At 71.1% G+C, this 25,931-nt stretch carries 19 protein-coding genes and 1 pseudogene; 9 read left to right on the plus strand and 11 right to left on the minus strand.

Translation table 11 applies throughout. The features are described 5' to 3' along the window. Nucleotides 1–187: 187 nt before the first annotated feature. The gene (locus WMF12_RS47605) at nt 188–1,540 is read left to right on the plus strand and encodes an ISNCY family transposase (RefSeq protein WP_437857030.1); all 1,353 of its coding nucleotides are present in this window, start codon (nt 188–190) and stop codon (nt 1,538–1,540) included. Between the two features lie 317 nt (nt 1,541–1,857). Here WMF12_RS47605 and WMF12_RS47610 read toward each other — a convergent pair whose 3' ends face one another. The 4 genes from WMF12_RS47610 to WMF12_RS47625 all read right to left on the minus strand — a co-directional run bounded on the left by WMF12_RS47610 (nt 1,858) and on the right by WMF12_RS47625 (nt 4,850). After that, complete coding sequence (locus tag WMF12_RS47610) at nt 1,858–2,373, minus strand: hypothetical protein (RefSeq protein WP_437857035.1); 516 nt, start codon at nt 2,371–2,373, stop codon at nt 1,858–1,860. A gap of 231 nt (nt 2,374–2,604) precedes the next feature. Next, a complete protein-coding gene (locus WMF12_RS47615; RefSeq protein WP_437857040.1) occupies nt 2,605–3,063 on the minus strand; it encodes an MmcQ/YjbR family DNA-binding protein in 459 nt (152 codons plus the stop codon). Nucleotides 3,064–3,180: 117 nt separating this feature from the next. After that, nucleotides 3,181–3,705: a hypothetical protein gene (locus tag WMF12_RS47620; RefSeq protein WP_437857043.1), complete on the minus strand. Its 525-nt coding sequence runs from the start codon at nt 3,703–3,705 to the stop codon at nt 3,181–3,183. Nucleotides 3,706–3,983: 278 nt separating this feature from the next. Next, the gene (locus WMF12_RS47625; protein WP_437857051.1) at nt 3,984–4,850 is read right to left on the minus strand and encodes a helix-turn-helix domain-containing protein; all 867 of its coding nucleotides are present in this window, start codon (nt 4,848–4,850) and stop codon (nt 3,984–3,986) included. Nucleotides 4,851–5,036: 186 nt separating this feature from the next. On the opposite strand from WMF12_RS47625, the gene WMF12_RS47630 reads away from it, so the two are divergent. Next, nucleotides 5,037–5,714: a leucine-rich repeat domain-containing protein gene (locus WMF12_RS47630; RefSeq protein ID WP_437857059.1), complete on the plus strand. Its 678-nt coding sequence runs from the start codon at nt 5,037–5,039 to the stop codon at nt 5,712–5,714. A 201-nt stretch (nt 5,715–5,915) separates the two neighbouring features. Here the strand turns inward: WMF12_RS47630 and WMF12_RS47635 are convergent, their stop codons facing one another. Together WMF12_RS47635 and WMF12_RS47640 are read right to left on the minus strand one after the other, a co-directional pair. After that, on the minus strand, nt 5,916–7,031 hold the full coding sequence (locus WMF12_RS47635) for an SUMF1/EgtB/PvdO family nonheme iron enzyme (protein WP_437873967.1): 1,116 nt from the start codon (nt 7,029–7,031) through the stop codon (nt 5,916–5,918). Between the two features lie 113 nt (nt 7,032–7,144). After that, complete coding sequence (locus WMF12_RS47640; RefSeq protein WP_437743330.1) at nt 7,145–7,690, minus strand: TlpA family protein disulfide reductase; 546 nt, start codon at nt 7,688–7,690, stop codon at nt 7,145–7,147. Nucleotides 7,691–7,918: 228 nt separating this feature from the next. On the opposite strand from WMF12_RS47640, the gene WMF12_RS47645 reads away from it, so the two are divergent. The 7 genes and pseudogenes from WMF12_RS47645 to WMF12_RS47675 all read left to right on the plus strand — a co-directional run bounded on the left by WMF12_RS47645 (nt 7,919) and on the right by WMF12_RS47675 (nt 19,541). Next, nucleotides 7,919–10,609, plus strand: a complete 2,691-nt coding sequence (locus WMF12_RS47645; RefSeq protein WP_437857073.1) for a HEAT repeat domain-containing protein — start codon at nt 7,919–7,921, stop codon at nt 10,607–10,609. Nucleotides 10,610–10,886: 277 nt separating this feature from the next. Continuing rightward, complete coding sequence (locus WMF12_RS47650) at nt 10,887–11,267, plus strand: hypothetical protein (protein WP_437548004.1); 381 nt, start codon at nt 10,887–10,889, stop codon at nt 11,265–11,267. Beyond that, nucleotides 11,264–13,519 (plus strand): M20/M25/M40 family metallo-hydrolase, encoded by a 2,256-nt coding sequence (locus WMF12_RS47655; protein ID WP_437857081.1) that lies wholly within the window; start codon nt 11,264–11,266, stop codon nt 13,517–13,519. Before WMF12_RS47650 ends, WMF12_RS47655 begins: the two co-directional genes overlap by 4 nt. Continuing rightward, the gene (locus WMF12_RS47660; RefSeq protein WP_437857091.1) at nt 13,516–14,742 is read left to right on the plus strand and encodes a formylglycine-generating enzyme family protein; all 1,227 of its coding nucleotides are present in this window, start codon (nt 13,516–13,518) and stop codon (nt 14,740–14,742) included. Before WMF12_RS47655 ends, WMF12_RS47660 begins: the two co-directional genes overlap by 4 nt. A 200-nt stretch (nt 14,743–14,942) precedes the next feature. Then, entirely contained in the window at nt 14,943–15,440 is a 498-nt protein-coding gene (locus WMF12_RS47665) for a hypothetical protein (RefSeq protein WP_437857099.1), read from the plus strand. A gap of 507 nt (nt 15,441–15,947) precedes the next feature. Continuing rightward, nucleotides 15,948–16,133: pseudogene (locus WMF12_RS47670) on the plus strand (GxxExxY protein); the annotation flags it as partial. 54 nt (nt 16,134–16,187) lie between these two features. Next, the gene (locus WMF12_RS47675) at nt 16,188–19,541 is read left to right on the plus strand and encodes a protein kinase domain-containing protein (RefSeq protein WP_437857107.1); all 3,354 of its coding nucleotides are present in this window, start codon (nt 16,188–16,190) and stop codon (nt 19,539–19,541) included. Nucleotides 19,542–20,226: 685 nt separating this feature from the next. Here WMF12_RS47675 and WMF12_RS47680 read toward each other — a convergent pair. From WMF12_RS47680 to WMF12_RS47700, 5 genes are all read right to left on the minus strand, one after another. Continuing rightward, nucleotides 20,227–20,571 (minus strand): KGG domain-containing protein, encoded by a 345-nt coding sequence (locus tag WMF12_RS47680; protein ID WP_437857115.1) that lies wholly within the window; start codon nt 20,569–20,571, stop codon nt 20,227–20,229. Between the two features lie 423 nt (nt 20,572–20,994). Beyond that, nucleotides 20,995–21,618 (minus strand): kelch repeat-containing protein, encoded by a 624-nt coding sequence (locus tag WMF12_RS47685; RefSeq protein ID WP_437857121.1) that lies wholly within the window; start codon nt 21,616–21,618, stop codon nt 20,995–20,997. A gap of 764 nt (nt 21,619–22,382) precedes the next feature. Further along, nucleotides 22,383–24,350 (minus strand): RecQ family ATP-dependent DNA helicase, encoded by a 1,968-nt coding sequence (locus WMF12_RS47690; RefSeq protein WP_437857133.1) that lies wholly within the window; start codon nt 24,348–24,350, stop codon nt 22,383–22,385. Nucleotides 24,351–24,458: 108 nt separating this feature from the next. Further along, nucleotides 24,459–25,031, minus strand: coding sequence for a hypothetical protein (locus WMF12_RS47695; protein WP_437743341.1), 573 nt, complete (start codon nt 25,029–25,031; stop codon nt 24,459–24,461). Nucleotides 25,032–25,245: 214 nt separating this feature from the next. Continuing rightward, nucleotides 25,246–25,743, minus strand: coding sequence for a hypothetical protein (locus WMF12_RS47700; protein ID WP_437857141.1), 498 nt, complete (start codon nt 25,741–25,743; stop codon nt 25,246–25,248). Nucleotides 25,744–25,931 lie beyond the last annotated feature (188 nt).

Consider the following 25,931-nt stretch of genomic DNA (forward strand, 5'->3'; position numbering starts at 1 on the left):
GCGGACCGCTGCCCTCACTGACCGCGGGATGCCGACGCGCTCGGCCCCTGAAGGCGCCAGCATCGCCGGCCGGGTCCAGGTCGCATCGATTTGGTGAGAAAACTCGCGCCCCAAGCGGAATTTGTCCATCGGAGGGATCCTGTCCGCCGTGTGGTCCCCCAGCACCGTCAGGGAGGACGGCACTCCGATGCGCAAAGCCTTTTTTCAGCAGCGACCGCTTGTTCCGCCTTCGATCGAGCATCCTCACGCCAGGGAGCTCCTGACAATCTCGGCAGTCCTGGAGCAAGTGCCTGCCGCAGCAGACGTCGTGCTCAAGGATTTGACCGGGGCAGGGATCGACGGCGACAGGGGACGGCAGGGGTTGAGCGCCGAGCAGGTACTGCGGGTGCTGCTCCTCAAGCAGATGCATGACCTCAGCTACGAGGAGCTGGAGTTCCACCTCGCTGATTCGGTTACGTACCGAGCCTTTTGCGGCTTCGGGATGGCCGATCGAGCTCCGAGCAAATCGACGCTACAGCGGAACATCAAGGCGGTCTCGGAGCAGACGCTCGAGGCGATTCATCGGATGATCGTGGCGTATGCGATTCGTGAGGGAGTTGATGATGGTAAGCGCACGCGCATCGACTCCACGGTAGTGCGTGCCGCGATCCACGAGCCGAGCGATTCCTCGCTCCTGAAGGACAGCGTTCGTGTCCTCACACGGCTGCTGCGCCGCGCTCGACGATGGGTGAAAGTCGAGTCGAAGGACCACCGCCGAGCAGCCAAGCGGCGCTCTCTGGAGATCAAGCGCGCAAGGTCTGCCGAAGAACGTCAGCCGCTGTATCGAGACCTGATCAGGCTCACAGAGAAAGTAACGAGGGCGGCGCTCCGCGCAGTGGAGGCGTTGCGGCAGGTACGCGTACAGACACCGCAACGCGACGAGATTGACCGTCTGAACAGGCAGATGCAGTACCATCTCGCGGCCGCCCGTCACGTGATCGAGCAGACCCGCCGTCGTGTGCTGGAGGGCGAGGTCGTTCCAGCGCAGCAGAAGATCGTGTCGATCTTCGAGCCGCATGTCGACGTGATTGTCAAGGACAACCGCGAGACCATGTACGGTCACAAAGTGTTCTTTTCCGCCGGCAAATCAGGCGTCGTGTTCGACGTCGTTGTGCCGCTGGGCAACCCTACGGACTCCTCGATGGCGGTGGGGATGGTTGAGCGGCACATCGAGATCTGTGGCAAGCCTACGCACCAGGCGGCGTTCGATGGCGGCTTCACCTCGAGAGCAAATCTTGAACAGGTCAAGGGTCTCGGCGTCCGCGACGTCGCGTTCAGCAAGGGCAAAGGAATAGCCGTCGACGAAATGACCAAGAGTCCGCGGCTCTACCGAGCACTGCGCAATTTTAGAGCTGGGGTCGAGGCCACCATCTCATTCCTTAAGAGATCGTTCGGTCTCGACCGCTGCGACTGGCGCACGTTCACATCCTTCAAAGCGTATGTGTTGGGCTCGGTTCTCGCTGCCAACCTGCTGATCGTCGCACGCGCCTCCGCCGGGTAGCGCGCGCGTTCACGATCGCTGGCCGATCTTGGGCCCCGCGAGCGCGGGCCGTCAGGACTCGTGCGCCTGCTCCCCGGCCGTGGTGCGTCTGCGGCGCGCTCCGGCGCCGGGAAACGTTCCGCCCTGCCGTTCCTACTGTACGGATGCTCGTCTCCCCCACGCCGAGGCCACGCGGAGATGCGACTTTCGGGACGGGAACTAGCTAGGACGATGAGGCCAAGAGCCCCGGGCGGTTCCTGGCCGACCTCGTGGCGCTCATCGCGCGCTTCGAGGTCGTGACGCCCGGGGACGATCGGGAAGCGGGGCGCTGGGCGACCTCAGGAGCCCGCGCCGTCGGTCTCCCCGGTGCTGAGGACCTCCGGGCACTTCTCGCTGAGGGCGGCGCAACCTGCCGGGGGCTCCCCGGAGGTGTCGGGCGGCGTTGCACACGTGATCGCCTTGACGGCGTCGGCCTGAGCCTTCACGCAGGCCTTGTACTCCGCCACCGTCGCGGTACAGCCCGCGAAGCCCTCGGTGGAGCACTCGCCGCCGCCCTGCGAGGGCTGCTCCGGTTCGCTCATGCATTCGGCCTTGGTGGCCTCGCAGTCACCACCGAACGCGCCGGCGAACGCGCCGGCGACCTCGCACAGGTCTTCCTTCGTGACGGTGACCGACGCGGCGAGATCCTGGCACAGCGCCTGGGAGTCCGCGGCCGTCAGCTGGCCGAGCTGCTTGCCGTCGAGGTCACCTCCGCTCTGGCTCCCGGTGTCCCCGTTGCCCCCGTCGTCGTCGCCGCCGCAAGCCGCGAGCGCGAGGCCAGCCATCACCAATCCAAGAAGCTTCATCCGTGTCATCGAGCGCTCCCTCATCGAGAATGTTCACCTGAGTGTCCGCGCGGCGCTCGAGGACGGCTCCGCCGAAGGAAGCGAGCGGGCTGCATCGTCGACCGGGCAGGCGCGCGGGCCGAGCCTACTACGACCACGGTTCAATCTTTCTTCCTGCTGGGGAGAAAATAGAAAGCGGCCTCGGCGCGAGACTTGCCGCGCGCGGTCGAGGCGCTCTCCGGCCGGGTGTCTCGGCGCACGTCAGGGTGCGCGCCGACGTCCCCGCGTGCGTGAGGGTGCGCCCGGGGGCGCCGCCGGCTTCCCGCTGCGGCCGGCGTCCCACTGCGCGACCACGCGCTTCGGCGCCACGCGACGCCAGGCGCCCACGAGCAGCTCTTCCAGGAGCGTCCGATCGACGCGGCGGAGCTCCACCCGGGTCCAGCCCTGGTGTCCCCACGGCGTCACGGAGAAGACGTCGGGCTGCGCCTGCACCAGGCTGTCCTGCTCCTCGAGGGACAGCTTGAGGACCGCGCGCTCCTCCGCCACCCAGTGGGTCGCGAAGATCTTCCCTCGCACGCGGAACGATGGTTTGCCGAAGTGGTCCTGCTCCTCGGCCTCGGGAAGCGACAGCGCGAGCCTCTGGAACTCTTCGGAACGGAGCGCAGGAGGAACATGCGCGGGAGGCGGAGGCGTGGAAGGCGTGGGAGACCGGCTCGACATGGTGTTCGCTCTCCTTCGAAGCCTATCCTGGAGAAGGCGACGCCGGCGGTCTTGTAAAGATTTTACCCCGCCGCGGGCTCCTGCCAGCGAGACCGAGCCGCGCGGCGGGCGCCGCGCTCAGGAGTGTTCGCCCTCGCTCTCGTCTTCCTCGTCCTCTGACTCGAAGAACGCCGGGCACTTCTCTTCGATCGCGGCGCACGCAGCGGGCTTCTGCGCGAGGTCAGTGAGCGTCGATTCGCACGTCAGCGCCTTGATGGTGCCTACCATGGCGTCCAAGCAGGCCCTGACCTCCGCGACCGTGGCGGTGCAGCCGGTGAACTCGGACGCTCCGCACGAGTCGATCTCGCCCGTCTCCTCGGGCTCCTCCGGAGCGCTGATGCATTCCTGCTTGGTGGTCTCGCACTCCATTCCGAACAACGAGGCGAGCACCCCCTCGGCCTCGCACGCGTCCTCCTTCGAGACCGTCTCGGCCTGCCCGCGGAGGTCGTCGCACAGGCCGTCGGCCTCCTCGGCCGTCAGCGCGTCGAGCTGTTTGCCTTCGATGTCGCTCCCGCTACCGCCATCACCATCACCCTCATCATCGCCGCAAGCCATGAGCGCGAGACCAGCCATCAGAAACCCGAGAAGCTTCATCCGTGTCATGTCGAGATCTCCTTGAACGAACCAGAACGTTCACCTTGAGCACGCCCGCGCGGCCCTCCAGGCGACGCCACAGCGCCTGGAAGCGCTGGGCGCGGGCGCCTTCCGGGCGACTGCGCTGCTCAGACCGGTCTACGTTCGATGAGAAGATTCCTTTCCTCCGCGAACGGCGCGCGCAGCTTTCCCACGCGAGCGCCGCCCGCGCCGCGAATCGGAGGTCGCGCGGGTCCCACGTCCCACCCGGCGCGCGCGCCGCCGAAGCCTCGAAGAGCGCTCGCCCGCTACGGGCTCATGCCGGCGACGTCGATCAGCGCCGCGCGCGTCCGGGTCGGGGTCGTCCCGCTGAACTGCTTCACGTCCCGCGCGAGGTGCGCCTGGTCGTAGTAGCCGAACCGCTGGGCGAGCTCCGCCCAGGTCCCCGTGGCGCCCGTCTTGAGGTGCCGCACCAGCCGGTCGAAGCGCACGAGGCGCGCGAGGAGCTTGGGCGGGACGCCGACGTGCTCGCGGAACAGGCCGATCACGTGCTTCTGGCTGTAGCCGAGCTCGCGCGCGAGGGCGCGCATATCGACAGCGCCCCCGCGCTCCTCGATGCGGCGGAACGCCCATGAGACCACGCCGACCTCGAGCCGCGCCTCGTCCACGCGCTCGCCGAGCGCCCGCTCGATCAGGTCGAAGCGCGCGTCCCAGGTCGGGAGCTCCTCGAGGCGCTCCGCCAGCCGGGCGTGCTTCCTGGGCAGCAGATCGCGCGCCGAGATCACGCGCCCGGTCAGCTCCTCCATGGGCACGCCGAAGAAGAGCCGCGCCCCGATGGGGGTGAGGTTCACCTGGAGCCCGCGCTGGAACCCGTCGTGCTCGGTGATCGTGAAGGTGGCGTCGAGGCCCGCGACGAAGCCGCCGGGGTGCGAGGAATGACGGCGATCGCTCCCCGCGTCGAACACGCGCAGCGGCGGTCCGAACTCGATGATCACGACGATCTGCGGCGCCGGGAGCTCGCGCCGCCGCAGGGGCCCGGGCGCCTCCTCCGTGTAGCCGCTGTAGTCGCGGATGTACGGGCGGAGGCGCGGCGCCGGGGGCCGCGTCGCGATCTCCCAGCGGCCCTCACCGGAGTTGCTGCGGGATATCCGAGCGCGAGGCGCCAGCGCTTGCATCGCGGGGGAAGGGTACCCGCCGACGCGGGCGCGAGCCAGCCGCGCGCGCCGGGCGGGGCGTGTCAGCGGATCGTCTTGCAGCACCTCAGCCCGAGGTGGCATCGTGCTCCTCGGCCTCGGGCAGCGACAGCGCCAGTCTCTGGAAGTCTTCGGCGGAGATCGGCAACAGAAGAACGAGAGGAAAAAATGAAGAGGGCTGCGAGAGGCGCATCATCCTCGGGTGGTCCCCTGGATCGGGAGGGCGCCGCGAATGACGCGCTCAAGCGGATCTCCGCCGCCGCGGATCAAGGGAGCAAGACGCTCAATCTGCGCGCGCTGGGCCTAGACGATCTGCCCGAGGAGATCGGGACCGTCACCACGCTAGAGGAGCTCGACCTGTCCCGCAACGCGTTGAGACAGCTAACGCCGTCGCTCGCGGGGCTCGGCCAGCTCGCGAAGCTGGATCTGAGCCGGAATCAGCTGAAGTGGTTCCCCTCGGAGCTGTGCGGCCTGACCAGCCTGCGTAGCTTGAACGCGAGCGACAACGCCATCAAGGACGTTCCGGCCTCGATCTCCGCGCTCATCGCGCTCGAGGAGCTCGATATCGGCTTCAACAAGCTTGAGCGACTGCCGATGGAGCTCTTTGCCCTCCCGAGGCTGCGCAAGCTGGAGCTGAGCGGCAATCAGCTGAAGCTCTTGCCACGGGAAGTGGGGCAGATGAAGGAGCTCGTCGAGCTCTGGGTTGTCGACAACCCCTTTTCGGTTCTGCCCAAAGAGATATGGACTCTACCGAAGCTTTCGTGGCTTCACCTGGATGGTGAGCAGTTCGGGCAGGTCCCGGAAGCCGTGCGCAAGCGAGGAAAGCCGACCCTGCAGGTCGTGTAACCCTTCGCACGGCGGGCGGTCCCGCACTGCGCCGGCAAGGCGTCGGGCAGATGACGGCACGGACACTCTGCCGCGCGCCGCGGAGATCGACGGCCCCGACGATGCCGGGCGCGACCCCGCGGGTGAGCTCCACCATGGCCTGGTGGAAGATCGCGGCGGCGGCGCGCGGGCGCGAGCCAGCCGCGTGCGGGGCGGGGCGCGTCAGCGGATCGTCTTGCAGCACCTCAGCCCGAGGTGGTAGTTCGCGTGCCACGCGTCCTCCATCGGCTCGACGTGCCAGCGCGGGCTGTAGGCGCAGTGATCGGGGTAGGTCTCGCGGCCCTTCGGCCTCGGGGCGTCGTGCTCGCGGGCGACCTCGACGTAGAACCAGGCGCTCCCCTTGAGCTGGCTGTACAGCTTGCCGTCGTCGCGGTCACGGCGGGTCATGATCTCGGCCACGTTGCCGTGCTGATCGAACACCCCGAACCGCGAGCGGCACGCGGGGAAGGACCCCGCAGGCTCGGTGTCGGTCGCGCAGGTCTGGTAGGCAGAGCGCGCGGTGTCGCCGTCGCACGGCTTGCCGTCGATGTCGCGGTGCGGCGTCCGCGTGTGGCAGGCGGCGAGATCGAGCTCGTCGCCGTAGGCGTACGTCCTCGGCTTGCCGCCCTCTGGGTCGCCGCGGCACGCGAGGCTCCACTCGTCCTCGGTGCAGAGGCGCTTGCCCTGGAGGCTGCACACGGTCGCCGCCTGCGTCGGGCTCGCCCAGACCATCGGCAGCTCGCACGGGTTGTTGGGGAACTCGAAGATGTCGATGCAGAACTCGGCCGACGCAGGCTTCCCGCGCCTGTACACGGGCACCATGTTCTCGTGGCCGCCGCAGCGGGCGCGCTGCTCCTCCGTCTGGAGGACGACGCCCCGGAGGCCCTCCAGGCACTGTTCCTTCGAGCGCGTGTGCCGCGCGAGCTCCTTGTTGCCCTGGTTGAGCCGGGCAGGCGAGCCGCCGCCGAAGTTCTTCTCCAGGAAGAGCTCGGGGTTCTTGAACTTCCGCTCTCGCTCCGAGAACTCCTTCAGCGAGAAGAGCCGCACCAGATCCTCGCGCGCTTCGTAGTGGGTCGCCATCGGATCCCCGACCGCCCCGGGCGCGCCGGCGTCGCCGCCGGCCGCGTCGGGCGCGCCGGGCCCGCCAGAGGCCCGAGGGGCCGGCGCCTCCGGGGCGGAGGCCGCCGGACCCGAAGGCGGCGCCGAGGCGCTGGCCGGAGGCGGCGCGCCGGCGTCGCGGCCGCGATCGGCGTCGCCGCGGGAGCATGCGGGCGCGGCGGCGGCGAGCGCCGCCAGCACGAGGTGCAAGGGACGGGAGGGAGGAGGCACGTCGAGCTAGAGAGGCACGTGGAGCGAGCGGGGCACCTCGAGCCAGAGAGGCACGTGGAGCGAGCAGGGCACGTCGAGCGAGATCAGAGGGCCGCCTCGATGATCTCGGAGAGGCTCGCCTCGTCGACGACGCCCGTCAGGTAGGCCGCGACCTTCCCCTGCCGGTCGATCACCACGAGGCTCGGCAGCTTGTCCACCCCGTAGTGGGCCGAGGCCTCCTTCGCGTCGTCGATCAGGATGGGATACGAGAGGCCCTTCTTGAGCGCGTACTGGCTGGCCACCTGGGGCGGGTCGTCCACGTTGACGCCGAGCACCACGAGCCCCTTCTTCTCGTAGCGGCGCGCGATCCGGTCGAGGATCGGCGCCTGGACCGCGCAGGGCCCGCACCACGTCGCCCAGAAGTCCAGGATCACCGCCTGGCCCTTCAGCTCGGCGATCTGCATGCGCGCGCCGGGATCGCCGTTGGCGGCGACCGGCAGCGTCACGTCGGGGGCCTCCGCGCCGACCATGCCCGAGGCCCCCGGCGCAAGGCGCGGCAGGATCACAAGACCAAACAGCGCGCTCAGGGCGATGAGCAACGCGACTGCAGGATAGAGAATCTTGCCGGAATCGGGCTGGGGTTCGGCCATACGGGCCCTGGGCTTCATAGCAAATCTTTGGGCCTACGTCCGAGCGGCTCTGGTACGGTCCGGCGCCTCGACCGGCCGGGCGCTTTGCCGCCTGGCCCGGGGGCGGGGGCGCAGCGCGGCTCGCCGCGCGACGCCGCCGCCGCCGGGAGGGGTCGGGGGCGCAGCGCGGCTCGCCGCGCGATGCCACCGCCGTTCGGGTCACGTCGTCGCCCGCGCGCTGGAGGAACCATGCTCGATCGTCCGAATCTTTCACGAGAGAATCCCGCGGGGCCGCGCGGACGGCGCCCGCCGCCGGGGCCCCTTCCGGCCAAGCGGGCGGCCAAGTGGCCCCCCGATGACAACGATCTGCCCGGCGCCCCGCCGGCGCCCGCGGGCGGCGGCTTCGCGGACGACGGCAACTTCAAGCGCGGGCGGTTCAGCCCCGTGTCGATCGTGGTCGGCCTCCTCGTCGCGCTCGGCGCGGCGGGCGCCATCTGGTTCGGCGTCAAGCAGGACAGCCAGAAGATGACGGTCGACGCCGTCTCCAAGGAGAAGAAGAACATCTTCGTCCTGCCCAAGAAGGACCAGCTGCCCCTGTGGCGCAAGTGGGCCGCCGCGAGCGCCGAGCTGTCGCTCCAGCAGGAGGCCCTCATGCAGCTCGCGTGGGCCGACGACCCCGAGGGCGTCACGCACGCGCAGAACGCGCTCGCGCTCCCGGACCACCGCGTGAAGGGCGTCGCCGCGCAGGTGCTCGCGTACTACGGCTCGCCCAAGGCCGACGGCGCCAAGCACGCGCTGCTCGAGGCGCTCAAGGTCGCGGACGAGAGCGACAGGCCCCAGCTCGTGTGGGCCCTCGTCGAGCTCAAGGAGCCGGCCGCGTTCAAGGACGCGATGGACCAGTACAGGAAGGGGTTCCTCTCGAAGGTCGAGCGGCTCGGCGGCGGCATCGCCTTCGACCCCGAGAAGCTCGCCGGCCTCGTGTCGCTCGAGGAGCTCTCGAAGCTCGCGACCGACGAGAGCTCGTCGGTGCGGCAGCTGGTCGCGACGGTCCTGTCGCGCAACGCCGAGCCCAAATGGACGAGCGCGCTCATCACGCTCGTGAAGGACAAGGACGTCGAGGTCGCGCGCGAGGCCGCGAACGGCCTCGGGAGGATCGGCGACGAGACGGCGCGCGCCCCGCTCCTCGAGGCCCTCGCGAACGCCGACAAGGCCAGCCGTCAGCGCTTCCTCGAGGCGCTGCGCGACGGCATCGGCGGCGAGGGGCTCGTCCTCGCCCTCGACAGCGTGAAGCAGGACCCCGAGGAGACGACCTGGTTCCAGACGAAGCAGATCATGGAGATGCTGCGCGAGCTCGCCGACCCGCGGTCGGCCGACCCGCTCGTGAAGTGGATCGAGGCCAGGAAGCCGCCGCTGCACTGGCAGGGGGAGGCGGGGACGCGGCTCGCCGAGGTCGGCGACATCCGCGCCGCCAAGTTCCTCGGCGAGCGGCTGCTGGCCGACCCGCTCAAGCTCTACAAGCTCGAGAAGTTCTGGGAGGCGGACGAGGGCGGGCACCTGTCGCGCACCGATCTGCCGCGCGTCGTCGGCGCCCGCATGCTCGCCGATCTCGCCACGATCCACGCGGACAAGGCCGCCGAGCTCAAGGCCGCGGCCGAGGCCCCGGTCATCCTGTGGCTCAAGGATCGCCCGCAGCCGCACGCGAACGGCCTGCGCTTCCTCGCCACGGTCCGCTCCGAGAAGATCCTGAAGGACATGCGCGACTGGGCCTTCCCGACGGATCCGCTCCCCAAGGAGGGGCAGCTGCCGCCGTTCCCCACGGCCTTCGAGACCGCGCAGAGCGCGCTCCGGTACATCGGGCGCATGAAGGACGAGCCCTCCTACCCGCGGCTCCTCGAGCAGCTCGGCCGGAAGAAGGACCCGAAGATGGACATCACCCAGGACGGGCTCCAGGGCGCGGGACTCTCGATGCTGGGGATGGCGCTCCGCGCGGTCGCCTACGGCGCGTCGCAGGGGCTCGCCGAGTGGGGTGATCCGCGCGCGGTGGAGAAGCTGACGAAGCTCATCGAGGACGAGCTGTGGCACGAGGAGGCCCGCCAGGCCGCCTGCGAGTCGATCGCCTGGTGCGCCGACGACAAGGCGATGATCGAGGTGGCGAAGAAGGCGAAGGAGTTCGCGAGCAAGAAGGAGCCGCGCAAGCAGCTCATCGGCGCCTGTTACGCGTCGTCGCTCGCGCTCCGGCCGGTGCCCGGCGCGGCCGCCGAGCTCGTCACGCTCCTCACGGCCGACGTCGACCCCGGGGTGCGCATGGCCGTCGCGCGCGCCATCGGCATCGGCGGCTTCGACGAGGCGGTGCAGGGGCAGCTGTTCGAGAAGCTCAAGGACGTCGAGGTCCGGAACGCCGCAGCGCTCGCGCTCATCCTCGGCGGCACGAGCGACACCGCGGCGCGGACGGTCGCGATGTACGCCGACTTCGACAAGTCGGCGCTCGACGACCTGAAGGACCACTACTACCGCGCCTTCGGCTACTGGTCGGACGAGGACTTCAAGCGCGGCAACCTCTACCGGTACGTCGCGAACGCCGAGGCGATCACGCGGGTGAAGGTCGCCGACGCGCCGCAGGAGTGGGCGCGGCAGCGGCTCCAGGCCCAGTTCGACAACCTGAAGTACGACAACGGCCCGCACTCGGAGACCCGCGTCGTGCTGCGCTACCGGCTCTTCCAGGAGGCCAAGAGCGGCGACGGCGCGAAGAAGAAGGGCGCGATCGAGACGCTCAAGTTCATGAAGGAGAAGGGCGTGCTCATGGCCCTGCGGCACGAGCAGGGTGAGACGGGCGCGCTCGCGAAGCGCGCGTTCCACGAGCTCATGAACCCGAAGGCCACCGTGGCCGAGGACCTGAGCAAGTTCGCCCCGCCGAAGGCCGGGGGCGCCGACACGCCGTAGCGGCGCGCGGCGCGCATCGGCCCGCGCACGAAGCCGCGGCGCACGATCCAGGGGCAGGGAGCCCGGGAGCGCTCGAGGAGGAGGTCGTCCTCTCCGGAGCTTCCGGGCTTCCTGTTTTTGTGCTGGCAGCGCGGCCATTTCCGTCTCCGGCGCGCGTCGGGCTGGCCGGGGTGGTCGGGTGACCGGCGCGTGTCGGGCTGGACAAAACGCCCGTTTCGGAAGAGTGTTCGCGCCGAGGTGCACTGTGCCTACCTGGCGTGATGAGCTCATCGAAGCCGTGAAATCGAAGGCGGAGCGCGAGGCTGAAGAGCTCGCGCGGCACAAGAAGCGGGTCGCCGAGGCGCTCGCGGCCGCGGAGTCGGCCGTGTCGCTGGGGGCCGAGTCGCTGAAGTTCGCGCACGAGAGGCTGCAGGAGAAGGGGCAGCCCATCGCGTTCGCCCAGGAGCAGGACAAGCACCGGCTCGCGCTCGGCGATTTCAGCCTCTCTCTGGAGCTCCTGCGGGAGTCCGCGATCGTCCGGGTGACGTTCGGCGACGGCAAGCCGCGCGAGTTCGACTTCGCGAAGGACCGCCACATCGCGCCCGCCGACGTGGAGGAGTACATCGGCCGTCGCGCGCTCGAGCTGGTCCGCGCGGCGCAGAAGGCGTCGCCGTGGTGAGCGCCGGGCGCGCCGCGGCCCCGCTGTCGCCCCGCGCATGGGGTCTTCGCCGCGGCCTCGCCGCCGGCCTGCTCGCCGCGGTCGCGGCGTGCGCTCCGCCGGCCGCGCCGCCCCGCCAGCCTGACGCGCCGCCGGCCTCGAAGCCTGCCGCGCCGGCGCCCGCCGCGCCGGCCTCGATGGAGGTCGATCCTGCCGCGGAGGCGCGGATCGCGGCGGACGTCGCGTACCTCGCGTCGCCCGAGCTCGCGGGGCGCGGGACCGGCGAGCCCGGCGCGGATCTCGCGGCCGAGTTCATCGCGCGCCGGTTCGCAGAGCTCAAGCTCTCGCCGCTGGGCGGGCCGGGGAGCGACGCGAAGGCGTACAGGCAGGTGTTCGACGCGCGGGTCGGCGCCGACGTGGCGCCCGCGGCGCTCGCGGTGCAGCGCGCGGGCCGGAAGCAGAGCGTCGAGGCCGGCAAGCTGGTCACGGCCGACGGGAGCGCGAGCGGCACGGTGTCGGGGGCCGCGGTGCTCGTCGGCCATGGAGTGACCGCGTCGGCGCTCTCCTGGGACGACTACGCCGGCCGGGATATCGAGGGGAAGATCGCGATCGTGCTCGACGGCGTGCCCACGCTGGACGCCGGCCCGGGTGGAGCGGCGCAGGCCGGCGCGCACGGCGGTGCAGCGCCCGGGGGCCCGCACGGCGGCGCTGCGCCCGCCCATCCGCACGGCGGCGCTGCGCCCGCCCATCCGCACGGCGGCGCTGCGCCTGCCAATCCGCACGGCGGCGCTGCGCCTGCCAATCCGCACGGCGGCGCTGCGCCTGCCAGTCCGCACGGCGGCGCTGCGCCCGCCCATCCGCACGGCGGCGCTGCGCATGCCGGTGCAGCTCCCGCCGGCGCGCACGGCGGCGCTGCGACCGCCGATCCTCATCATCATGCTCCGCGGCCGGCGGACGCGCTCCGCGATTTCGGCAGCGTCCGCTACAAGCTCCGCACCGCCCGCGAGCACAAGGCCGCCGGGGTGATCCTGGTCGCGGCGGGCGACGAGCTCCCGCGGGTGTCGGACGACGCGGCGAGCATGGGCATTCCGGCCGTGGTGATCACGCGCTCCGCGGCCCGCGCGCTCTTCCCCGCGGCCGGGCTCGCGCCGCCCGCGAAGCCGGCAGACGCGAAGCCGGCCGCGGCGAAGCCTGTGGCCGTGAAGCCGGCCGCGACCAAGGCCGCCGCGCCGAAGCCGCTCGACGGCACCACCGTCGAGATCACGACCAAGGTCACCGCGCGGATGGCGCCGGCGTCGAACGTGATCGGCCTGCTCTCGGCGCGGGACGGCTCGCCGCACGCCGGTGAGTACGTCGTCGTCGGCGCGCACTACGATCACCTCGGCTACGGGGGCACGTCGTTCTCGCGCGCGCCCGGCGTGCATGCGGTCCACCCGGGCGCCGACGACAACGCCTCGGGGACCGCGATGCTCCTGGAGGTGGCGCGGCGGTTCGCCTCGCTCCCCGAGCGGCCGGCCCGGAACCTCCTGTTCATCGCGTTCGGCGCCGAGGAGCTCGGCACCATCGGCTCGCGCCACTTCGTCGATCACCCGCCGGCGCCGCTCGCGGGCATGAAGCCGATCGTGGCCATGATCAACGCCGACATGGTCGGCCGGATGCGGGACGACAAGCTCCTCGTCGACGGCCTGGGGACCTCGCCCGACTGGAAGCCGATCGTGGACGACGCGGCCCGCGGGCTCGGCCTCACGCTCCAGTTCGGCGTCGAGGGCTTCGGCGCGAGCGATCACGCGTCGTTCACGGCGTCGCGCGTCCCGATCGCCTTCCTGTTCACGGGCGTCCACGAGGACTACCACCGGCCGAGCGACACGGCGGACAAGATCAACGCCGCGGGCGTCTCGCGGTGCTCGGTGCTCGCGGCGCGGATGGCGCTCGCCCTGTCGCGGCGCGACGCGCGCCTCGCCTTCACCGACGCGCCCGCCGACCCGCACCGCAGCATGCGCGGCGGCTTCCGCGCGTCGCTCGGCACGATGCCGGACTACGCGTACCAGGGGCCCGGCGTGAAGCTCACGGGCGTGCGACCCGACGCGCCGGCATCGCGCGCCGGCATGCAGGCGGGGGACGTGATCGTGCGCATCGGCGCCCACGCCGTCACCAACATCCACGACTTCATGTTCGCGCTCGGCGATCTCGAGCCGGGCCGCGAGGTCGAGATCGAGGTGGATCGCGGCGGGACCCGGGTGCCGCTCAAGGTCATCCCCGCCCCCGGCCGATGAGCCGGCGCTCTCGCCGCGCCGCGCCGCCGGTCGCGCCACCTCGACGGCGCAGGGCTCCACGCGGGCCCTGCGCGGTCAGCCTCGCCTTCCTCTGCGGCCTCACGGCCGCGATCCTCGCCTGCGACAGCCCGCCGCCCGCGGGGACCGGCGCCGTGGCCTCCGGAGGGCCCGAGCGCGCCGGCGCAGCTGCGGATGCCGAGCCGGCGCCGCCCGACGCCGCTGCGGCAAAGCCGTCGGACGCCGCGGCGGAGCTGTCGTACACCCCGGCGGAGCCGCCGTACGCCGCGGCGGAGCTGTCGTACACCCCGGCGGAGCCGCCGGACGCCGGGGCAGCGATGTCGTACGCCGCGGCGGCAGCCCTCGACGGCGGCGCGCCGGACGCCGCGGCGGCAGCCCTCGACGGCGGCGCGCCGGACGCCGCGGCGGCAGCCCTCGACGGCGGCGCTCCGGACGCGGGGCTGCCCGGCAGCTCCGAGGGGTGCCCGGACGACATGGTCCTCGTCGAGGGCGACTACTGCCCCGTGGTCGATCAGATCTGCCTGAAGCACCACAAGGAGTACGAGAAGGACCAGGAGCGACGGGCCACGCCCTACAAAGAGGCCGAGGGCCCGACCAGCGTCAGCGAGCGGTGCCTCGAGTACAGGCGGCCGAGCGAGTGCCTCTCGAAGAAGCGCGCGCCGATGCGGTTCTGCGTCGACCGGTACGAGTGGCCCAACAGGAAGGGCGAGCTCCCGGCGCTGCTCGTCTCGTGGCGCCAGGCCGTCAAGGCGTGCGAGGGCGTCGGCAAGCGCCTCTGCACGGAGGACGAGTTCAACTTCGCCTGCGAGGGCGAGGAGATGCTCCCGTACACGTACGGCTTCGCCCGCGACGCGACCAGGTGCAACATCGACCGGCCCTTTCGCCAGCGCGAGGTGACGCTCTACCACTACGAGCGGTGCATGCGGCACCCCGGGTGCAAGGCGGAGCTCGAGCGGCTCGATCAGCGCGTTCCAGCGGGCTCGATGCCGGCGTGTGTGTCGCCGTTCGGCGCCTACGATCTCAACGGCAACATCAACGAGTGGGTCGTCCGGCCGGGCCGCAAGTCGCCGGAGCGGAGCGGGCTGAAGGGCGGCTGGTGGGGCCCCATGCGCGGCCGCTGCCGCCCCACGGTGGGGTTCCACAAGGAAGAGGACTACGGCTACGAGCAGGGCTTTCGTTGCTGCAAGGATGCTGCGGCGCGGTGAGCGCGCGGTGGCGCGTCCTTTTTGAGGGGCGCGCGGCCGCCGACCGGGGGTACGCTCCTGTCCAGCGGGCCCGCGACGCGGCGCTCGCCGGCGAAGGGCCTGCGGTTCCTCCTCCGGGGGCCGGGGCTCAGATCTCAGCGGCGGGCCGTCACCGGCCCGTCGCTCACGCGGGGAGAGCCCCGCACTTCGAGGAGACCTTGATGAAGCGATCCATGTGGTTCACCAGCGCGCGCTCGGCCGCCTTGGTCGTCCTTGCCCTCGGAGGCCTCGGGCTCCTGACCTCCGCGTGCAGCCGGGGCCGAGACGCCGAGGATCCGTCGGATCCGCAGTACAACGCCTACAACCAGCAGCAGCAGGGGTACCAGCAGCCTGGGCAGTACCAGCAGCCTGGGCAGTACCAGCAGCCCGGGCAGTACCAGCAACCTGGGCAGTACCAGCAGCCTGGGCAGTACCAGCAGCCGGGGTATCAGCAGCCCGGGCAGTACCAGCAGCCGGGCACGACCGCTCCGGCGACGACGGGGCAGCCGGGCCCGCTCGCTCTCCCGTGTACGAACGACATGGTCTGCGGCACGCACAAGTGCAACACGGCCGTGGGCAAGTGCGCCTTCCCCTGCGCGGCGAACACCGACTGCGCGGCGGGCTTCTCGTGCATGGGCGCGGGCTCGGCGACGGCGATCTGCGTGCCCGGCGGGCAGTAGGGAGCGCCGGGGTCCGGCCGCACGGGCCGCACGACGGGTGTGGCGACGTTCGGAGGGCCTGACGGGAGCGCCACCACTCGCGCCGCTGCCGGGCTCGGCTCTCGCCATGGCAGCCGCCTGGCGGCCGGATCCGGTCCTTTCAAGGCAGCTGGCAGCCTCCCGGCAAAACCAGATCCAGTCGTGCGGGGGCAGCTCGGCCGCCTACCTGGGACCGGATCCGGTTGTCCGGAGGCAGCTGGCAGCCCCCCGGTAACCGGATCCGGTCGTGCGCGAGCAGCTGGCAGGTGGTGGGGGGCTTTGGCCGAAGGTGGGTTTTTTGAACCGCCAATAGACGCCCAAAGACGCCAAGGAAAACACAAAGATATTGGCGTCTCATGGCGTCTTGACGGATCCATCATTCTGGCAGATTGGGGTAAGTACCTCACCACCAGCTGGCAGCACACAGGGAGACGTGGAGTCGGGGAGGAAAGATAAATATAAATCAAGGCGAAGAGGCGAGAGGGGACCATCCTTTGCGGCTGCTCGCTTGTTGCGTCTGCCTGCGAACAATGCTTGTGTCATGAACCGTCGCTCGTGGGCTTGAGCTTCGCGAGGCAAAGGCCACTTCCACTGACCTGCAAGGGAGCCACGCTCGACCGTGGTTATCGACGCGACGTTGGCGTCGAGGAGAAGCTCGCCATCGGCCTGGCCTCTATGGACACGTTTCGCCGCCCGCGTGGCTGTGCCACCCTGTCAGCGCTTCCAACCATGCCGGCGCCGGAAGAAGACCCCACGCTCCCGCCGGAGCGCCCCGGCCCGCTTGCCGCGGGCCCGGCGCAGACGAGCGCCCCGGCGTCGACGACGATGCCGCCGGCAGACGCGTCGGCGCCGACTCGGCCCCTCCCTCCGGCCGAAGGGGAGGCGCACGCGGCCTGCGCCGAGGCGGAAGGGGGCGCGCCCATGCGCGGCGCCGCGGCCGGAGCGGCCGGGGTTCCCGTCGCTGCGTGGAGCCGTTACGAGCTCGTCCGGCCGCTCGGGCGGGGCGGCATGGGGGAAGTGGTCGAGGCGCGCGACAAGCGCCTGGGCCGAGCGGTCGCGCTCAAGTTCATTCGCGGGGCCGACCCCGACCGCGCCCTGCGCCTCTTGCAGGAAGCCCGCGCCCAGGCGCGCATCGACCACCCGAACGTCTGCAAGGTCTACGAGGTCGGTGAGGTCGCGGGCAAAGCGTACATCGCGATGCAGCTCGTGCGCGGCCGGAGGTTCAACGAGGCGGCGAGCGAGATGTCGCTGCCCGCCAAGGTACGGGCGATGCGCGCGGTGGCCGAGGCGGTGCACGAGGCGCACAGGCTCGGCATCGTGCACCGCGATCTGAAGCCCTCGAACATGCTGATCGAGCGGGTCGAGGACGGCAGCTTCCACCCGGTGGTCGTCGACTTCGGCCTCGCCTACGAGGCCGGCGGCGAGCAGGGCCTCACCGAGACCGGGGCGCTCCTGGGCACGCCCGCGTACATGGCGCCCGAGCAGGCGCGCGGCCAGGTGCACGGCGCCGACCAGCGCTCGGACGTCTACGGCCTCGGCGCCACGCTCTACCAGCTCCTCTGCGGCGCGGCGCCGTTCGAGGGCGCCACCCCCGCCGCCACGCTCTTCAAGGTGCTGCACGAAGAGCCCCGACCGCCGCGCGCGCTCGCGCCCGAGCTGCCCGCCGACCTCGAGACCATCACCCTCAAGTGCCTCCACAAGGAGCCCGAGCAGCGCTACCCCACGGCGAGGGCCCTCGGCGAGGACCTCGGGCGCTTCCTCGACGGCGAGCCGATCCTCGGCCGGCGCCCCCGCCTGTCCTTCCGGCTGAAGCGGCTCGCGCGCAAGCACCGCGCGCTCGTGGCCGTCTCGGCCCTCTCGCTCGCGCTCATCGCGGCGCTCGGCGCCCTCGGCCTGCGCTCGCAGCTCGAGGCGCGGCGCGCCCGGGCCGAGGCGGCCGAGCGGGCGAGGCTCGGCGAGGAGATCGGGCAGGAGGTCAAGGAGATCGAGTGGTTCTTGCGCGCCGCCTACGGCCTGCCGCTGCACGACACCGGCCGCGAGCAGGCCCGCGTCCGCGAGCGCATGGCGCGCATCGCGGCCCGCCACGTCGAGGCGGGCGGCGCCGGCGCGGGGCTCGCGCGCTACGCGCTCGGGCGCGGGCACCTGGCCCTGCTCGAGTTCGACGAGGCGCGCGAGCAGCTCGAGCGCGCCCGTGCGCTCGGGGTCGACTCGCCCGAGCTCCACTACGCGCTCGGGCGCGCGCTCGGCGAGCTGTACCGCCGGGCCCTCGAGGACGCCCGGCGCAGCGGCGGCGTCGCGTGGGTGGCCGGGCGGCGGCGCGCGCTCGAAGAGCAGTACCTCCTGCCCGCGCTCGCCGCGCTCGAGAAGAGCCGCGGGCTCGGGCTCGAGTCGCCCCACCACCTCGAGGGGCTCATCGCCCTCTATCGCCGCGACCACGGCGCCGCCGCGCGCGCCGCCGAGCTCGCCGGTCACGAGGCGCCCTGGTCGTACGAGGCCCGCCGGCTCGCCGGCGACGTCGCCCACGCGCAGGCGGTCGATCGCTTCGATCGAGGGGATTACGACGGCGCGCGCGCCGATCTCGAGCGGGCGGTCGCGCGGTACGACGAGGCGCTCGAGGTGGGGCGCAGCGACGCGCTGGTGTACGAGGCGCTCGCCGTGGCCTGGCTGAAGCGGGCCGAGGTCGACGAGCGGCAGGGCAGGCCCCGCAAGGAAGCGCTCGAGCGCGCCCTCGAGGCCTCGGGCAAGGCGGTGCGGGCGGCGCCGGGGCGCGCTTCGGGCCACACCCGGAGGGCCCAGGTCCTGATGAGCTGGTATCAGCTCATGAAGGACGAAGGCGGCGGCCTCGAGCCCGAGCCCATCCTCGATGCGTGGCTCGCCACCGCCGCGCGCGCCATCGAGCTCGACCCGAGCGACGTGTACGCGCACGACGCCGCGGGGCTGGCCCACTTCACGCGCGGGTTCGAGCAGGCGCGCGCCGGCCTCGACCCGGGCCCTGCCTGGGACGAGGCCCGCGCCCGGCTGACGCGGGCCCTCGAGCTGGAGCCCAACTACCCCTGGGCGCTCAACGATCTCGCGAACGTCCACCGCTGGAAGGGCAACCACCGGCGCGACCAGGGCCAGGACCCGCGCCCCGAGTACGCCGAGGCCGCGCGCTCCTACCGCCAGGCGATCGAGAGCGATCCGAAATACCTCTTCCCCTACTGGAACCTCGGCGACCTCTACAACGACTGGGCCTCGTACGACCTCGCGCACGGGTTCGACCCGCAGGACACGGTGCAGAGGGCGCTCGAGATCGGGCGCCGGGCCCTCGCGCTCGACGCCCAGTTCTACCAGGCGCTCAACCAGGCCGCGGTGGCCGAGCTGACCCTGGCGCAGTACCTCGCCGCGCGCGGCGCGGACCCGCGCCCGCCGATCGAGCGCGCCTTCGCCCACCTCGACCGATCGCGCGCCATCAACCCCGCCGCGGGGCGGACCTCGTCCTACCGCGCCGAGGGCCACCGCCTCGCCGCGCTCCACGCCCTGCGCTCGGGCGGAGACCCGAGCGACGATCTCGAGGCCGGGCGGGCCGCGCTGGCCGAGGCCTACCGGGCAGAGCCGAGCTGCCTCGGCTGCCTGCTCGCGGGCGCGCAGCTCGGCGCGGTCGAGGCGCAATGGGCGCGGCAGCGAGGGCGCTCGCCCCTGCCCGCGCTGCGGCGGGCGCGCGACGACGCGCGGCGGGCCATCGAGATCTACCCCCACGCCGAAGGCCACGTCGAGCTCGCGCGCGCCTGCTGGCACCTCGCGCGAGCGTCGTCGCCGGCCGAGGCCCGCGGCGCCGCCGACGAGGGGCTGAAGCACGTCGAGCAGGCGCTGCGCCGCGACCCGCTCCTCGCGCACGCCCACGCCGTGCGCGGCGGGCTCTTGCTCTCGCGGGCGCGCGGGGCGGCCGACGCGAAGGCGCGACGCGAAGAAGCGCGAGAGGCCCAGGCCTCGCTCGGGCGCGCCTTCGAGCTCGACCCGCTGCTCCGGCGCGAGTACGCCGAGGCGGCGCGTGAAGCGGAGCGAGGAGCCGAGGGCGCCGCGCCGGGCGCCGCCCGGCCCTAGTCTCGACGTGGGCACAGCTGCCTGACACCGGGCAGCTGTGCCCACGTCGAGACTGGTACCGCGGCTCATAAATCCCGCCAGGATTTCTGCGACTCCGAGGCGGAGGCGGACGAAATATCAATTATTTCATATGGTTCTAGCTCGTTCGCAGCCGAGCGAGTCTCTGGCGTGGCCCAACGCGGGCCCGACGCGCCGCCTGTAGCCGTCGCGTCGCCCCCGTGCGGGCTGGCCAGCGTGGTCATAGACCGCGCCGGGTGCTTGGCCGTGCAGCGCGCGGGCGAGGGACGCGCCATCGCTCGGCGACGGCGAGCCTGCCTCCAGTCCCGCGGACATGGGAGCACCTCCACCTCAAGGGCCGCCCTTGCCGTTCAGCTCGGGGATCTCGAAGCGCGCGCACAACATCGGGGGAGAGCGCCCAGGCGCGCGGGTGATCCGTCTTGTTAGGTGTCTTCAGCAAGTACGCAATGCGTCCATCGGGCAGGAGCTCGATTCGATCGAGTGCGAAGGCCGGACGGGAGCAGTACCGCACGAGCCTCTCGCGCCCCTGATCGTCATCCGCTGCGATGCGCCTCCGCTCCTTCGAGCGCACCGGCAAAGAAAAGACTCGGGGGAGCCACGGCTCCCCCGAGCATCGAGCTCCCTCATCGAGGGCGCTCTGCGCGCTAGCGCCAACTGCCAGGCGCTCTCAGCGGTTCTTGTGGCTCTGCTGCCCGGCCCTCACGTGCTGCTCGTGGCTGCCGCCGCGCTGGCCCTGTCCGCTCCCGCTGCGCCCGTCGTCGTTCTCCGCGCCATCGCCGCGCGCCTCGCCGCCCTTGCGGCCGATCTCGGCCATATGCTCGCGGTCCTGGCTCACGATCTCGCCGCCCTTGCGGCCGATCTCGGCCATGTGCTCGCGGTCCTGGCTCACGCTCTCGCCGCCCTTGCGGCCGGCCTCACGGGCCTCCTCAGAGCTGAACTCGTGGGCAGTGCCCTTCTCGTGCGCGGCCTTGCCGCCCGTGCTCGCGATCTCGCGCTGGCGGTCGTCATCCATTGCAGCAAACCCACGGTTGTTACCCTGATTCTGTGCCATGTTACACCTCCAGTGAGCTTCTTGCGACGCAGTCTCTGCTGCATCTTGTTTGTTCCACGCCGGCGATGCCGGCGGGTTCACGACGGGGGCACTGCAACGGAGGTGCCAGAGCGGAGCCCGAGAGCGCGGCTGTCACCCGCGGACCCGACGAAGGAGGGCAATCGATCCCAGGGGACCACGCCGACGGCGGTGATGGAGTGATGAGGGGAGCGCGGCGTTCGATGGGAAACCACACATCGTTCACGCGCGGGCGGCGCTCGACGAGGCGCCGTCAAGGGGACATCGCCGCGCGCCGCGCTCTGCCGAAGCGAGCCGTCACGGGCGGGCTCGCCGCGGGGCAGACTGCCTCGTGGGGTGAGTGCTCACGGGACATTGCGCCTCGCTTCATCTGGCCAACGAGCGCGACAGGACACGATGCATTCCCGTGGAGCGAGAGAGATTATCAATAGATCTTGTGCAAACGTCCATGAGGAGCTTTTTTCTTGCAGCTTCCGTAACGCTCCACGCTACCCGGCCGTCCTGAAGCAGCGTCGCGGTGTGCAGGTGGCGGGGCACGGGCATCGTGCCCGCGCTGGACCACGTGTTCGTCGCGGGATGGTAGAGCACGGCCTCCCTGAGCACGCGGTCATCGTCGCTGCCGCCCGTGCGCAGCACGAGCCCGCTCAGCAGCGGGGTCAGCGCCGTCTGGGCGAACTCCCACCCATGAACCTCCTCGCCGGGGGTGAGGGGGACGCTCGTCGTCGTGCCGGTGCTCGGATCGTAGACCAGCCCGCCTGGGCTGAAGAGCACCCTGCCGTCCTGCAGGGGCGCGGCGCCCACGGGGTACAGGGCACGGGGCAACGCTCCGCCGGTGGTCCACGTGTCGGCGACGGGATACAGGTCCTCGGTGCCCTGCTTCGGTGTCGCGCCGAGATCGTAGGCCGCGGCGATGGCATTCACCTTGGCGGTCACCGCGTCGTGCTCGGCCTCATCGGGGAGCTCGAGCTGCCGCCACATCATCAACCGCATGCTCCTCGGATTCTCGGCCAAGTGGTCGAAGACGCCCGCGAAGAAGACCGGGAGATCCGATCGAGAGGGACGGCGTCGAGCGCGCTCTCGCATCGCTCCTCCAGCACGCACACTCCAGGGTAATGCTTTGGATCAGCCAGTCCGACCGGTGACTGCTTATCGGCACACAACCACTTCGCGCGGGCGATCTCAGCAGAGCCCGCGGTTGCTGGCGAGCGGCAAGGCTCCGGCGGCGGAGTCCACGCGAGCGGCGGGCTCGACGTTCGGTCCAGGCTTGCTCACGCCTCCGGTGCCACCGGCAGCCCGAGCAGCCGGCCGATCGCCTCGTGAACGACCCGGGCCGCCACCTCATCCCCGAGGGCGACGGCGCGGCTCAGGGAGCTGGCGGTGTGGCCCAGCGGAGCGCCCTCCGCGGCGGCATCGCCCGCGGTGAGGGGCCCGCGGCATCACGGGTCCCACAGTACAGCCACGCTGCGCGCGCTGGTTGACATACAACACCTGTAGAGGAGATCCGGGCGGAGACAGGGAATGCAGGGAGTCCGGTGGGGCGCGCACGATCAACGCGGATTGCTGCTCGGACAGCGACGTGTGCTTGAGCGGCGTGTGCCAGCCGTTCGATATCCTCTGGCAAAAGCGCACGGGCGGCGGGGTCGACCTGCGGGTCAATGCCGTCGTCCAGTACATCGCAGCCGCCCTCGTCACCTTGCCGATGGTGCGGCTGACCGAAGGGCGGCGCTGCGGGAGGGGGGCGGCGCCGGCCTTGGTCAGGTCGCCGCTGCGGCGCCGGCGAGGCGGGGGAGCCCGGCGCACCAGTCGAGCACCTCGGCGAACCGGCGCGTGATGAGCACGCCGAAGAGCGGATCGCGCGCGAGCTTGGCCTGGGTGGTCGCCGGGCTCGAGAGGCCGCAGAGGAAACGCGCCGCCTGGCGAGGATGGCCCAGGGCGCCCCCGTGCGCCGCGCGCAGCGCCGTGAACGCGGCGACGTCGAGCCCCACCGGCATCGGCGGCGCGTGCGCCGGCTCCGGCAGCGTCACGGCGACGCCGGCGCGGCAGAAGGTGCAGCGCCCGCACGCGGCGTCGAGGCGTTCGCCGAAGTACGCGGCGAGCGCGGCGGCGTGACAGCGCTCCGAGGTGAGCAGCTCGATCACCTGCCGCACGCGCCCGATCTCGGCGTCCTCGCGCTTCGCGAAGCGCGCGAGGAGCTCGCCGACGAGGGCGCCCGCGTCGTCCGTCGAGGCGACGCGCACGAAGCGGTGCCGGATGTCCGACACCTTGAGCTCCGCGAGCCCCTGCCGCTCGAGGTACTCGAGCGCGCGCACCACCCGCTCGCGCGGCTGCTCCAGCGCGGCGGCGGCGGCGGCCGGGTCGACCGTGTACAGGACTCGCCCCTTCTTCGCATGGCCGAAGAGCGCCTCGAGGAACCGCGCCGGCTCGCCCTTCACCGACGCGATGACCTCCTCGAGCCTGCGGTGGAGCCGCACCTCGTAGCCGGCGTAGTACGGCGTGAGCTGCCGGACCGCGCCCATCAGCTCGAGGTAGGTCAGCGCGGTGCGGAGCACGAGCGGCCGGACGTCGTGGCGCGTCCCCAGCGCGTGCAGGCCAAGCTCCACCTGGGGCGCGGCGAGCACGGCGCCGACCACCCCGTGGAGCGCGTCCTCGGTCGGCGTGTCGCCGTAGGCGAAGTTCTCGAGGACCGGCAGATCGTCGCCGCACACGAAGGCCTCGACCACCGAGTGCGCCTGATCCCTGCCGGCGCGGCCGATCTCCTGACTATAACTCTCGAGGCTCTTCGGGAGATTGTAATGGTCGACATAACGCACGTCGGGCTTGTCGATCCCCATCCCGAACGCAATGGTGGCGACCACGATGCCGCGGTCGCTCTGCATCCAGTCGTCCTGCACGCGCGCGCGCTCCGCCGCCTCCATCCCGGCGTGGTACGCGCGCGCCGGCAGCCCCGCAGAAGCGAGCTTCTCGGCCACGTGCTCGGCGGTCTTCTGGAGCGTGACATAGACGATGGTGGAGCCGGGCGGCCGGGATCGCAGGCGCTCGATCAGGACCCGGTCGCGCGCGGTCGCGCTCACCGCCGTCGCGCGGAGCTCGAGGTTCGGTCGGTAGAAGCCGGTGATGACCGTGTGCTCCTCGCGGATGCCGAAGGTGGCGCAGACGTCGCGCACGACCCCGGGCGTCGCCGTGGCCGTCAACGCGAGCACGCGCGGCACGCCGAGCGCCCGGGCGGTGTCCGCGAGCCTCAGGTAGTCGGGGCGGAAGTTGTGTCCCCACTCGGATATGCAGTGGGCCTCGTCCACCGCGAAGATGGCGATCTTGAGCTCTTTCAGCAGCGCCATGAACCGCTCGCTCACGAACCGCTCGGGGGCGACATAGAGCAGCTTCGTCTTGCCCGAGCGCAGATCCCTGTGCGCCTCCGCCGCGTCGTCGGCTGACAGCGACGAGTCGAGCCGGACCGCGGCGATGCCGCGCGCGCTGAGGAAATCGATCTGATCCTTCATCAGCGCGATCAGCGGAGAGATGACGATCGTGACCCCATCGAGCAGGAGCGCGGGGAGCTGGTAGCAGAGCGATTTGCCGCCGCCTGTCGGGAAGACCGCGAGCGCGCTGTGGCCCGAGAGCAAGGCATCCATGACCGCGCGCTGGCCTGGGCGGAGCTCGCGGAAGTTGAACCGCGCCTCGAGGACGTCGAGCAGATCGGGGCCGGATGGTGTGGGCTGATTCAAGGGGGCATCCTACACCTCGCTCGCGCCGAGGAACACCCCGCCGTCACCTCAGCAGCCGCGTAGAGCGACAAGCCCGGATCAGTGAGAAGCTCTCCCGCGGAGCCGACATCACACGACGCGGCGCTCGTCTCGCCGGCCTGGAGCCCTCGGCACGACGCTCGGCCATGTGAAGGCGAGCTCACCGCCCACCGGCAGCTGGTTCCACAAAGGCGCCAGCTCTTCGAGCCGGACGACGACGCGATCGACTCGCCGGGCATCTTCGCCCGAGAGCGACTCGCGCGGCGCGGGCCGCGAGGCATCCGGGCGCTGCCCCTGGCGGCGCCTCCAGATCAGGTCGCAGACGGCGGCGAGGCGCTCCGACGTGACCATGTCGTGCTGCCTGCCCTCGTCCGCGTTGCGAAGCGATGTCTCCCGGCGCAGCTGCTTCCGCCGCTCGCGCGCCCGTTCGCGCGGGCTCCGGTCGCCCAGCGCGGCCGAGATAAAGGTGCCGCCGCCGCTCGCGGCACGACCGAAGACGCCCGACGTCAAGCCGAGCTCGGCCTCCACGACGTAGTGGACGAGGTCGTGCGGAATGTGGTCGTCGAACCCAGGCGCCGGATCCATCACCTGGGGCTGTTTGCCGGCGACCTCCACGACGACGGCGTACCGCCGCTCGCCGGTGCGTCGAAAGATAACGTCCATGATGAGACATCAGGATAGCACATTCGCGTCCGAAGACAACCTGCGACCTTGTCATGGTGACGTTCAAGGCGGCGATGGGCTTTGTCGCGACGGACGGCGCACTTCGGTGTTGATCAGAAGCCTGCCAATCTACCTGACAAACATCTTGGCGTCTCATGGCGCCTTGGTGGCTCGAAATTCTGCGCTTTCAGGAGGTTTCGGCCCGTTTGTCGCACTAGCTGCGGGGCGCTTCACCGCGTGTCGAGCGCGGTTCAAAGATTTCGGCATGCGCCAGGTCGTAGTCCGGATCGCCGACCCGCTCGTCATCGAAGGCCAGATCGAACCAAGCCTCTCGGTCTACCCACCTTGGCCCCAGATCAAAGCGTTTGAAGTACGCGATTCGACCATCGAGAGGAAGCGCCCTGAAATGCGCGAGGAACGCTCTCATGCACGCAGCCCCGTCCAGCGTATGCCAGAAGAAGCTGTCCTTCTCGGCGTAGACGAGGAAGTCGACGCCCCGCGCGTCGAGCTCCCGCCGATCGAACTGGAGAGGGAAGTGGTAGCAGAGCCACGGCGCGAGTGGCTCGGCCGCACGCTTGGAGAACTCTCGTTCAGCAATGAGCGTTAGAAGCTCGCGCTTGTATTCATCGAGGTATTCTCGGAACGCCTCCGTGCCGCTCCCCTTCGCCTGCGGGTCGCCTTTCGAACGCCTCTCTCTCTTGAACCAAGACATGTTTTCTCGTTGTCTGTCCTAGGCTCGGGTCAGGCTGGTCGTGTAGAGCGCTGGATCGCCCGCTTTCAGCCAGCCGCGACTGACGGCGTGGTTCTGGGGCTGGAACCCGCACGAGCAGGCCGGTGACGGGACACGCGAGGACCGGCTCGTGGCCGTGGAGATCCTGGTGGCGTGAGATCGGGCCTTCC

It is taken from the genome of Sorangium sp. So ce363, assembly GCF_051520435.1.
GTDB classification, from domain to species: Bacteria; Myxococcota_A; Polyangia; order Polyangiales; family Polyangiaceae; genus Sorangium; species Sorangium cellulosum_B.

Bases quoted from the DNA above. Each gene is read 5' to 3' on its own strand.
- WMF12_RS47605 (WP_437857030.1), top strand. From the start codon at position 188: ATGCGCAAAGCCTTTTTTCAGCAGCGACCGCTTGTTCCGCCTTCGATC.
- WMF12_RS47610 (WP_437857035.1), bottom strand. From the start codon at position 2,373: ATGACACGGATGAAGCTTCTTGGATTGGTGATGGCTGGCCTCGCGCTC.
- WMF12_RS47615 (WP_437857040.1), bottom strand. From the start codon at position 3,063: ATGTCGAGCCGGTCTCCCACGCCTTCCACGCCTCCGCCTCCCGCGCAT.
- WMF12_RS47620 (WP_437857043.1), bottom strand. From the start codon at position 3,705: ATGACACGGATGAAGCTTCTCGGGTTTCTGATGGCTGGTCTCGCGCTC.
- WMF12_RS47625 (WP_437857051.1), bottom strand. From the start codon at position 4,850: ATGCAAGCGCTGGCGCCTCGCGCTCGGATATCCCGCAGCAACTCCGGT.
- WMF12_RS47630 (WP_437857059.1), top strand. From the start codon at position 5,037: ATGAAGAGGGCTGCGAGAGGCGCATCATCCTCGGGTGGTCCCCTGGAT.
- WMF12_RS47640 (WP_437743330.1), bottom strand. From the start codon at position 7,690: ATGGCCGAACCCCAGCCCGATTCCGGCAAGATTCTCTATCCTGCAGTC.
- WMF12_RS47645 (WP_437857073.1), top strand. From the start codon at position 7,919: ATGCTCGATCGTCCGAATCTTTCACGAGAGAATCCCGCGGGGCCGCGC.
- WMF12_RS47660 (WP_437857091.1), top strand. From the start codon at position 13,516: ATGAGCCGGCGCTCTCGCCGCGCCGCGCCGCCGGTCGCGCCACCTCGA.
- WMF12_RS47665 (WP_437857099.1), top strand. From the start codon at position 14,943: ATGAAGCGATCCATGTGGTTCACCAGCGCGCGCTCGGCCGCCTTGGTC.
- WMF12_RS47675 (WP_437857107.1), top strand. From the start codon at position 16,188: ATGCCGGCGCCGGAAGAAGACCCCACGCTCCCGCCGGAGCGCCCCGGC.
- WMF12_RS47680 (WP_437857115.1), bottom strand. From the start codon at position 20,571: ATGGATGACGACCGCCAGCGCGAGATCGCGAGCACGGGCGGCAAGGCC.
- WMF12_RS47685 (WP_437857121.1), bottom strand. From the start codon at position 21,618: ATGCGGTTGATGATGTGGCGGCAGCTCGAGCTCCCCGATGAGGCCGAG.
- WMF12_RS47695 (WP_437743341.1), bottom strand. From the start codon at position 25,031: ATGGACGTTATCTTTCGACGCACCGGCGAGCGGCGGTACGCCGTCGTC.
- WMF12_RS47700 (WP_437857141.1), bottom strand. From the start codon at position 25,743: ATGTCTTGGTTCAAGAGAGAGAGGCGTTCGAAAGGCGACCCGCAGGCG.